A 9,257-nucleotide genomic window follows, 5' to 3' on the forward strand; every position below is an offset into this window, starting at 1 on the left:
GCGGAAACGATAACGGCCCGGCATCGAGCGATGCGCGTTATCGTTTCATCGTCACAGGTCAGGTCCGAAACGGCGACAGATTCGCCGCGCCGGACCCTTCACCGCCTCAGGCGAGCGCGCCGTGACAATGCTTGTACTTCTGCCCCGAACCGCAGGGGCACGGCGCATTGCGGCTGATCGGCAGGTCGGCATAGGGGTTCTCCCCGGTGCCACCGGCTCCCACGCCGACACCGGCCTGCGGGCTGCCCGCCAGCGAACCGAACAGTTCGGGCATGAAGGCCGAACCGTCGCCGTCGTTCGAATTGTCGAGACCGGTCAGCGGGTCGATGTGGCCGGTCAGGAAGTCCGGCAGTTCGGGCAGCGCGGCCGGTTCCGGGATGCGCAGTTCGCTGACCGACAGGATGCGCGTCACGTCTTCGCGAATCTGGTCGAGCATGCGCTCGAACAGGCTGAAGGCCTCGGTCTTGTACTCGTTGATCGGGGTCTTCTGGGCATAGGCCCGCAGGAACACGACCTGACGCAGCGCGTCGAGGGTGGAAAGGTGCTCCTTCCAGTAGTGGTCAAGACGGTCGAGCAGGATCGACTTCTCGACCTGGCGCCAGATCGCCGGATCGTCCTGCAGCATCTTCGCGTTCATGTGCTCGGCAGCCATGGCGGCCACGCGCTCTTCGACCAGCTCGGGATCGACGCCGCTTTCCTCGATCCAGTCCTCGATCGGCACTTCTATGCCCAGAACGTCGAGCGACTTGGCCTTGAGTGCCTCGACGTTCCAGTGCTCGGGATAGGAGCCGGCCGGGCAGGCATCGGCGACGATGGCGTTGACCGTGTCGTTGCGCATGTCGACGACGACTTCGTCCACCGTCTCGGCATCCATGATGTCCGCGCGCTGTTCGTAGATGACCTTGCGCTGGTCGTTCATCACGTCATCGTATTCGACGACCTGCTTGCGGACCTCGTAGTTGCGCGCCTCGACCTTCTTCTGCGCGGTCTCGATGGCCTTGGACAGCCACTTGGAACCGATCGCCTCGCCATCGGCAAGGTTGCTGTTCATCATCTTGGCGAAGAGCGTGTCCGGGCCGAAGATGCGCAGGAGGTCGTCCTCCAGGCAGAGGTAGAACTTCGAAAGGCCGGGGTCGCCCTGACGGCCCGAACGGCCGCGCAGCTGGTTGTCGATGCGGCGGCTTTCGTGGCGCTCGGTGCCGATCACGCAGAGGCCGCCGGCTTCGAGCACGAGACGCTTCTGCTCGGCGACTTCCATCTTGATGCGGGCGATGGCCTCGTTGCGCTCCGGCCCCTCGGGCATGTCGCGCAGTTCGTCCTCGACGCGGAACTCGACGTTACCGCCAAGCTGGATGTCGGTGCCGCGACCGGCCATGTTGGTGGCGATCGTCACGGCTCCAAGCGAACCGGCCTGCGCAACGATATGCGCTTCCATCTCGTGGAAACGCGCGTTCAGCACCGAGTGCTTGACGCCTTCCTTGTTGAGGAAGTCCGACAGCAGCTCCGACTTCTCGATCGACACGGTGCCGACGAGGACGGGCTGGCCGGTTTCGTAACGCTCGCGGATGAGCTTGGCGATGGCGCCGAACTTGTCGTGGGTGTTCTTGTAGAACTCGTCTTCCTCGTCCACGCGCTGCACCGGCACGTTGGTGGGGATGGTGACGACGTTCATCTTGTAGATGTCGTAGAATTCCGGCGCCTCGGTGGCGGCCGTGCCGGTCATGCCCGAAAGCTTGGGGTACATGCGGAAGTAGTTCTGGAAGGTGATCGAGGCGAGCGTCTGGTTCTCGGGCTCGATGCGGACGCCTTCCTTGGCTTCCACCGCCTGGTGCAGGCCGTTCGACCAGCGGCGGCCGTCCATCATGCGGCCGGTGAACTCGTCGATGATGACGACCTTGCCGTCCTTGACGATGTAATCGATGTCGCGCTTGAACATGACCACGCCCTTGAGGCTCTGGTCGAGGTGGTGGACCACCTGCGTGTTCTCGACGTCGTAGAGGTTCGAGCCGACGAGCAGGCCGGCGGCTTCGAGCATGCGCTCGGCCTTCTCGACACCGTCCTCGGTCAGGCTGATGCTCTTGGTCTTCTCGTCGGTCTCGTAGTCCTCGGGAACGAACTGCTTAACGACCGCGTCGACCTGGATGTAGAGCTCCGACTTGTCGTCGGTCGGGCCGGAAATGATGAGCGGGGTGCGCGCCTCGTCGATCAGGATCGAGTCGACCTCGTCGACGATCGCGAAGTTGAAGGGGCGCTGCACCATCTGGCTGCGCTCATGCTTCATGTTGTCGCGCAGGTAGTCGAAGCCGAACTCGTTGTTGGTGCCGTAAGTGATGTCGGCGCCATAGGCTTCGCGGCGTTCGTATTCGTTGAGGTTCGGCACGATCACGCCGATCGTCAGGCCGAGGAAATTGTGCAGCTTGCCCATCTGCTCCGCGTCGCGGCGGGCGAGGTAATCGTTGACGGTGACGATGTGCACGCCCTTGCCCTCAAGCGCGTTGAGGTAGGTGGCGGTGGTCGCCACCAGGGTCTTGCCCTCGCCCGTGCGCATTTCGGCGATCTCGCCGCGATGGAGCACGATGCCGCCGATCATCTGCACGTCGAAGTGGCGCATGCCGAACACGCGCTTCGAGGCTTCGCGCACGGTGGCGAAGGCTTCCGGCATGATCTGGTCAAGCGTGCTGCCATTGGCCAGCAGTTCGCGGAACTTGACGGTCTGGCCGGCCAGTTCCTCGTCGCTATAGGCTTCCAGCACGGGCTCGAAGGCGTTGATCTGGCCAACGACCTTATCGAGCGACTTGACGTAACGGTCGTTGGACGAACCGAAAATGGACTTGGCGATGGCGCCGAACATGGCGGGAATCCCTGTTTTCGTGAAGGCTTATGTCGGATGGACGCACCCGCATGACGCGCGGGCACGTGAAAAGGTTTTCGCGAGGTTGCGAATGCCCGGCGCGCTTATTCGCGCGCGCGGTCTATCCCGGTGAGCACCGTGGGTACCGCCGGCGATTCCGGCACCGCGACAAGCGGCGGCGCATGGCGGCGGGTATTGCGCAGGCCCGGTTCGGGAAGCTGTGCAAGGGCGACCGGCGCGCGCGGTGCCTTGGCGGCGACGGCGGCTTCGATCAGCACGACCTGCAGGCTGGCAACCTGCGACGCGCGCGCGTCGGCAGGGCCGATCTGCGCGGCGAGGCCCGTCAACAGGGCCAGCAGGGTCAGGAGCAGGCGGTTTGCCATGGCGGATCAGATAGGGGGCGCAGGATGAATAGTCCACAACCCATCGCGCATCGCCGGATTTAGCGCACAGCCCGCGGCGTAAAGCCCAAAACGCCGCCTTAACGATTGGCGCGCTATTCCGCAGTTGCAGGTCCATCACGAAGCGAGCGCAGTGAAAACCGATCCGGGCGAAAGACTCTTGCTGCTTGACGGACTGCGCGGATTCGCAGCGATCGGCGTGCTCGTCTTCCACGCCCGGCTTTCCGCCCCCTTCCCCGCCTTTACGCGCGGCTACCTTTTCGTGGACCTGTTCTTCCTGCTTTCCGGCTTCGTGCTGACGCTGGCATTCGAACCCCGGTTCGGCGCGGGAATCGATGCGATCACATTTCTGCGCCGGCGCTTCCGCCGTTTTCTGCCGATGGTGGCGGCCGGAGCGATTCCCGGCGCCTTCGCCCTGTTCGGCGCGACCGGCAACGGCGGCCTCGCGCTTGCGGCCTTCGTGCTATCCCTCGCCATGGTCCCGATGCTGACCGGCGGGATGACGTTCCCCGCCAATACGCCGCAATGGTCGCTGTTCGCCGAACTGGCTCTGAACCTGCTTCATGGTATGAAGCTTCATCGCCTGACCGACGCGAAGCTTGCGCTTCTGGCCCTGGCCTGCCTGGCCGGGCTGGTCATGCTGATGGCCCGCGCGGGTGACGGCGACCTCGGCGGGGACCTGCGCCAGTTGCCGGCCGGATTGCTGCGAGGGGGATGGTCCTACCTGCTGGGCATCGTCATGGCGCGGCGGTTGCGCGCCCGCAGGCCCGCAGGCGCCGCCGACTGGCGAATCGCGCTGCTCATGCCGATCGCCGTCGTGGCGCTGCTGCCGCTTGTTCCACTGCCGGTCTGGATCGCGACGCCCTTGTGATTTCGCTCGGGTTTCCGCCGCTGTTCTGGATTGCGGCGACCGCCACACCACCGCGCATCGCCGAACGGCCGCTCGCCCTGCTCGGCAGCCTGTCCTTCCCGCTCTATGCCGTTCATTTCCCGATCCTCATGCTGGCCAGCCAACTCGGCGGCGGCGAGCGAGGACGGCTTTTCGGGATTTTTCCGGCTCTGCTGGCGGCAGCCATCCTTGCCCTGTCATCCGCAAGACGCCGCAGGACGGCACCCTATCCTCGCGCCAGCGCCAGGGACGAAACGCGCCTCGCCTAGTTCGTAAGCGTCACATGCCCGGGAAACTCGCTCTCGATTGCCGCACCCCTGGCGTCACGGGCCGGATCGAACCGCGCGCCGCGTCACTGCCGGGCAGATCGCCTCAAACCATTCTTCCGACGCTTGACCTGTCACACCCACGCGCTAGTCGCTTTGCCCATGGCCTATCCCACTTCACCGCTCGCCTCGCCCTTCCCCGCCATGTCGCCGATCGCCGGCGTCACGCCGCACGTCGTGCGCGCCGGGTACAAGGACTGGGGCCGATGCGACCTGACTTACGTGGAACTGGACGAAGGCACCGCAGTTGCGGGCGTGTTCACCCGGAACCTGTGCTGTTCCAGCGAAGTCGAACTGGGGCGTGACAATGTGAAGCAGGGTTTCGCCCGCGCGCTGGTGGTCAATGCAGGCAACTCCAACGCCTTCACCGGCTACCGCGGGCGTGAGGCGTGGAGCAGATCATGGACCAGGTCGCAGCGCACATCGGCTGCCCGCGCGAACAGGTCTTCGTCTCCTCCACCGGCGTGATCGGCGTGCCGCTGCCCAAGGACAAGGCGCGCGAAGGCGTGGAGAAGGCGCTCACCGCAGAGCCCTGCTCTTGGGAGGACGTTGCCAACACCATCTCCACCACCGATACCTTCGCCAAGGGCGCGACGGCCACGGCGATGATTGGCCAAACCAAGGTGACCCTCGCCGCCGTCATCAAGGGATCGGGCATGATCGCGCCGGACATGGCGACGATGCTCGGCTACATCTTTACCGATGCCGCCGTGGAGCCTGCCTTCCTGCAGGAATGCCTCTCCGCCGCGAACTTCCGCACGTTCTCGTGCATCACCGTCGATTCGGACACCTCCACCAGCGACACCGTGCTCGCCTTCGCCACCGGCAAGGCCGGCAACGCGCCGATCTCGTCGATCGCCTCGCCCGGCGCCCATGCCTTTGCCGCCGCGATTCATGACGTCTGCCGCCAGCTGGCCCACCTCGTCGTGCGCGACGGCGAAGGCGCGCAGAAGTTCATCGAGGTTGCCGTTACCGGCGCCGTCTCCGACGAAAGCGCGCGCAAGGTCGGCATGGCCATCGCCAACTCCCCGCTGGTGAAGACCGCCATCGCCGGGGAAGACGCCAACTGGGGCCGCGTCGTCATGGCCGTGGGCAAGGCAGGCGAACCGGCGGACCGCGACAAGCTCTCCATCGGCTTCGGCGGCACCTGGGCCGCGCGTGAGGGCCTGCCGCTCGCCGACTATGACGAAGCGCCCGTCGCCGCGCACCTCAAGGGGCAGGACGTCACTATCGAGGTCGACCTCGGCCTTGGCGAAGGCGCCGCCACCGTGTGGACCTGCGACCTGACGCACGGCTACATCTCGATCAACGCCGACTATCGGAGCTGACGATGGCCGGGCCGCAATTCACCATCTGGGGGCGCCTCAACTCCCACAACGTCAAGAAAGTCGCCTGGTTCGCCGAGGAACTGGGCCTGAACTACGTGCGCCACGATATCGGCGGTTCGTTCGGCTATACCGAGGAGTACCTCGCCAAGAACCCGAACCGGCTGGTGCCGATGATCGAGGACGGCAAGCTCGTCCTCTGGGAATCGAACGCGATCCTGCGCTACATGGCGGCCGAATACGGCGGCGATCGCTGGTTCCAGCCCGATCCCATCGACCGCGCGCTGGCCGACCGCTGGATGGACTGGCAGATCACCTATGCCGACGCCCAGCGCCTGCCCTTCCTTTCGATGGCCCGCACCCCGCAGGACCAGTGGGACATGCCCGCTATCGAGCGTGACGTGAAAACCTGCGCCGCGCACCTTGTCGTGCTGGAACGCTACTTGTCCGAAAAGCCCTGGCTTTCCGGCGGGGAGTTCGGCCTGGGCGATATTCCCATGGGGGTATACGCCTATACCTGGTTCTCGCTCCCGTTCGAGAAGCCCGAGTTTCCCGCGCTGGCCGAATGGTACGCCCGCATTCGTGAGCGCAAGGGCTATGCCCGGCAGGTCATGATCCCGCTCACCTGATCCTCCGTCAAAAGGCCTCCTGCATGATCACCTCCACGCTCAACATCGCGGTCGAAACGATCATGCGCGAAGTCTCTCGCGATGTGATCCTGCCGCACTACCAGTCGCTGTCGAGCGAACAGATCGTGAGCAAGGCGGTGAACGACGTCGTCACCGTGGCCGACCGTGAGAGCGAGGCGATCCTGACCGAGCGCCTTATCACCCTCCTCCCCGAGGCTTCGGTCGTGGGCGAGGAAGCGACGTTCGCTGACGAGAACGAGCTGCTCAAGCTCAAGGACCGGCTCTGCTGGATCGTCGACCCGCTGGACGGCACCAACAATTTCGCCTCGGGCAAGGCCCCGTTCGGCATGCTGATCGCGCTGGCAGATAAGGGCGAGACGCTGGGCGGCTGGATACTCGACTGCCTGACCGGCCGCTTCTGCCGCGCCTCGGCGGGCGGCGGCGCCTGGGTAGACGGCGAGCGCCTCACTGCCCGCGCCACGGGCGAAACGCCGCCCGTCGCCGCGATCTCGCTGATCTTCACCGAGGAATCGCGCCGCGAACGCCTGCGCACCGAAGTCGCCCCGCATTACCGCATGGTAGACATTCCCCGCTGCGCCGCAGAGCAATACCCTCGCCTCGCCCTTGGCCAGAACGACGTCGCGGTGTTCGAGCGCACCCTGCCCTGGGACCATGCGGCGGGCGCGCTGTTCCTCAACGAGGCGGGCGGGAAATGCGCCCGCCCGGACGGCTCCGCTTACCGGGTGGACGAAATCGGCCGCAAGGGCCTGATCGGAGCGGCCTCGCCCGCCCTGTTCGAAGCGCTGGCCAACCGCCTCACTGCACTGGAAGACTGAAGCTTTTCAGCGGCCTGCCAGCCAAATTGAGCGGTGGAGAACGCTTCACCGTGCCCGTACGATTGATCCCGGATCGGCGCTGCCGGGAAATCGGCAGAACTGCCGCCCTGTTCCCCTGCGCGCGATAATCAGGGCGCCCCGACACCTCACACCACCGCCGCGCAAACGGCCCGCCTTGCACGCGGGCCGCTTCATCGATCCGGCGGGAACAATTCAGGAAATTGCTCCAGGCTTTAAATTCAACGCTTTAAGAACTCGTGCAAGATAATTTCCATTTAAATCAATACTCGCCAACCAAGACCACGCCAAACAGAGTTCATCACGACAATACATCGGGACAGATAGGACATACATCGCGCCGTGCGATGGATCACTGCCCTCCTATCCATCAACTCGCCGCACAGGAAACTCGAATTACCGTCACGGCACTGCTGGCGCAAAACATGTTCATGCAGCGGAAAGGTGAACCTGAACACGCAGGCTTTCCATGAAGTTCAAGTGCGGCAAATCTGCCGCATGCCATTGAAACGAGATGGAGGGGGTTCCGACGGTGGCCAGGCTTTTTCGAAGCGGCTGCGGTCGGACGAAAGCTGCGATCACGCAGGCCTGACAGGTCGAGTTTTAAGGAGTCGCCGCAATGAGTGTCATTACCAAAAGCCCCAAAGTCCTCCTGCTGGCCGCAATGCTGACCGGCACCGCTTCCGCCAGCCTGGCCGCGCAGTCGCAGGAACCGCCCGAAGCCGACGTTTCCGCCAGCTACAGCGCCCCCGCGCCGGAAGCTGCCGAGATGACCGAAGGGCCTGACGTCGAAGGCATCATTTCCGCGCGCAGCGGCGACCGGATGCAGGTTACCGCCGCCGATGGCACCAACACCGTGATCGCCGTGAACGACGCCACCCGCATCAGCGCCAGCAAGGGCCTGTTCGGGCTCGGCCGCAACAAGCTGGTCGCCAGTTCGCTGCTGAACGGCCTGCCGGTTTCCGTAAAGACGATGCAATCCGGCGGCGGCCTCGTGGCCAGCCAGATCAAGCTGCAGAACAAGGATCTCAAGACCGCGTCGATGATCCACAACGGCACGGACCAGCGCTTCGCCGAACAGACCGCGGCCACCGAAGCGCTGCGCGGCCGCATGGGCGACATCGACCAGTACAACGTCAAGGGCACGACGAACGTGAACTTCGACACCGGCAAGGCAGCACTGTCCCCCCAGGCGAAGAACGACCTCTGCGCCGCGGCCTCGGCCGCCGAGGGCATGGACAACGCCCTGCTGCTCGTGGTCGGCTACACCGATTCCACCGGAAGCCCCGATTTCAACCAGACGCTCAGCGAAAAGCGCGCCGGCAGCGTCGTCAATTATCTCCAGCAGGCCTGCCACTGGAAGCCCTACCGAATGCTGACGCCCACCGGCATGTCCGAGGCCGACCCGCTGGCGGACAATACGACCCCGCAGGGCAAGGCGCAGAACCGTCGCGTTGCAGTGAATATCCTCGTCAGCAAGGGCCTCGACGGCCTGTAAGGCCGCCTGCCACGCCGACGGGGCACCTGCCCAAGACGCACGAAAAAACCCCTTCCACCTTGATGGTGAAGGGGCTTTTTTGTTCCTGCCGGAAAAGCGGCCTTGCCGGACTGGCCGGTTCAGGCCCCCGGTTCAGGCCGATGCGAACCTCAGAGTTCGCCTTCGATCCAGCCCTTCAGCGCGCTCTTGGGAGCAGCGCCAAGCTTCTGGGCGACCGGCTTGCCGTCCTTGAACAGCACCATCAGCGGGATCGACTTCACGCCGATCTCGGCGGGGATGCCGGTGTTGGCCATGATGTCCATCTTGGCGATGGTCACCTTCTCGGACAGCTCGTCGCTGATCTCTTCCAGAGCCGGGCCGATCATCTTGCAGGGACCGCACCAGTCGGCCCAGAAATCGACGAGCACCGGCTTGTCGGACTTCAGAACGTCGTCTTCGAAGCTGGCGTCGGTAACAGCGATGGTCGCCATGAATTGAAACTCCT

8 protein-coding genes and 1 pseudogene are annotated in these 9,257 nt (G+C 64.6%); 6 read left to right on the forward strand and 3 right to left on the reverse strand.

Features of this window, described 5'->3' with window-relative positions; all coding sequences use genetic code 11:
• Positions 1–106: 106 nt before the first annotated feature.
• On the reverse strand, positions 107–2,851 hold the full coding sequence (secA, locus tag ADT71_RS06465) for a preprotein translocase subunit SecA (protein ID WP_054435848.1): 2,745 nt from the start codon (positions 2,849–2,851) through the stop codon (positions 107–109).
• A 104-nt stretch (positions 2,852–2,955) separates the two neighbouring features.
• On the reverse strand, positions 2,956–3,234 hold the full coding sequence (locus ADT71_RS06470; RefSeq protein WP_054435849.1) for a hypothetical protein: 279 nt from the start codon (positions 3,232–3,234) through the stop codon (positions 2,956–2,958).
• Between the two features lie 151 nt (positions 3,235–3,385).
• Here ADT71_RS06470 and ADT71_RS06475 point away from each other — a divergent pair, with 151 nt between their 5' ends.
• From ADT71_RS06475 to ADT71_RS06500, 6 genes and pseudogenes are all read left to right on the forward strand, one after another.
• Positions 3,386–4,123, forward strand: a complete 738-nt coding sequence (locus ADT71_RS06475; protein WP_197282931.1) for an acyltransferase family protein — start codon at positions 3,386–3,388, stop codon at positions 4,121–4,123.
• The gene (locus ADT71_RS06480) at positions 4,120–4,410 is read left to right on the forward strand and encodes a hypothetical protein (RefSeq protein WP_054435851.1); all 291 of its coding nucleotides are present in this window, start codon (positions 4,120–4,122) and stop codon (positions 4,408–4,410) included. The genes ADT71_RS06475 and ADT71_RS06480 overlap by 4 nt, the downstream gene beginning before the upstream one ends.
• Positions 4,411–4,569: 159 nt before the next feature.
• Positions 4,570–5,795: pseudogene (gene argJ / locus ADT71_RS06485) on the forward strand (bifunctional glutamate N-acetyltransferase/amino-acid acetyltransferase ArgJ).
• Between the two features lie 2 nt (positions 5,796–5,797).
• Positions 5,798–6,421, forward strand: coding sequence for a glutathione S-transferase family protein (locus ADT71_RS06490; RefSeq protein WP_054435852.1), 624 nt, complete (start codon positions 5,798–5,800; stop codon positions 6,419–6,421).
• Positions 6,422–6,444: 23 nt separating this feature from the next.
• On the forward strand, positions 6,445–7,257 hold the full coding sequence (locus ADT71_RS06495) for an inositol monophosphatase family protein (protein WP_054435853.1): 813 nt from the start codon (positions 6,445–6,447) through the stop codon (positions 7,255–7,257).
• 637 nt (positions 7,258–7,894) lie between these two features.
• Positions 7,895–8,773 (forward strand): OmpA family protein, encoded by an 879-nt coding sequence (locus ADT71_RS06500; protein ID WP_054435854.1) that lies wholly within the window; start codon positions 7,895–7,897, stop codon positions 8,771–8,773.
• Positions 8,774–8,922: 149 nt separating this feature from the next.
• Here the strand turns inward: ADT71_RS06500 and trxA are convergent, their stop codons facing one another.
• Positions 8,923–9,243, reverse strand: coding sequence for a thioredoxin (gene trxA, locus ADT71_RS06505; RefSeq protein WP_054435855.1), 321 nt, complete (start codon positions 9,241–9,243; stop codon positions 8,923–8,925).
• Positions 9,244–9,257 lie beyond the last annotated feature (14 nt).

The organism is Novosphingobium sp. ST904 (genome assembly GCF_001298105.1).
In the GTDB taxonomy this organism is placed as follows: domain Bacteria; phylum Pseudomonadota; class Alphaproteobacteria; order Sphingomonadales; family Sphingomonadaceae; genus Novosphingobium.

Coding starts and splice junctions, on each gene's coding strand:
- ADT71_RS06490 (WP_054435852.1), top strand. CDS start 5,798: ATGGCCGGGCCGCAATTCACCATCTGGGGGCGCCTCAACTCCCACAAC.
- ADT71_RS06470 (WP_054435849.1), bottom strand. CDS start 3,234: ATGGCAAACCGCCTGCTCCTGACCCTGCTGGCCCTGTTGACGGGCCTC.
- trxA (WP_054435855.1), bottom strand. CDS start 9,243: ATGGCGACCATCGCTGTTACCGACGCCAGCTTCGAAGACGACGTTCTG.
- secA (WP_054435848.1), bottom strand. CDS start 2,851: ATGTTCGGCGCCATCGCCAAGTCCATTTTCGGTTCGTCCAACGACCGT.
- ADT71_RS06495 (WP_054435853.1), top strand. CDS start 6,445: ATGATCACCTCCACGCTCAACATCGCGGTCGAAACGATCATGCGCGAA.
- ADT71_RS06500 (WP_054435854.1), top strand. CDS start 7,895: ATGAGTGTCATTACCAAAAGCCCCAAAGTCCTCCTGCTGGCCGCAATG.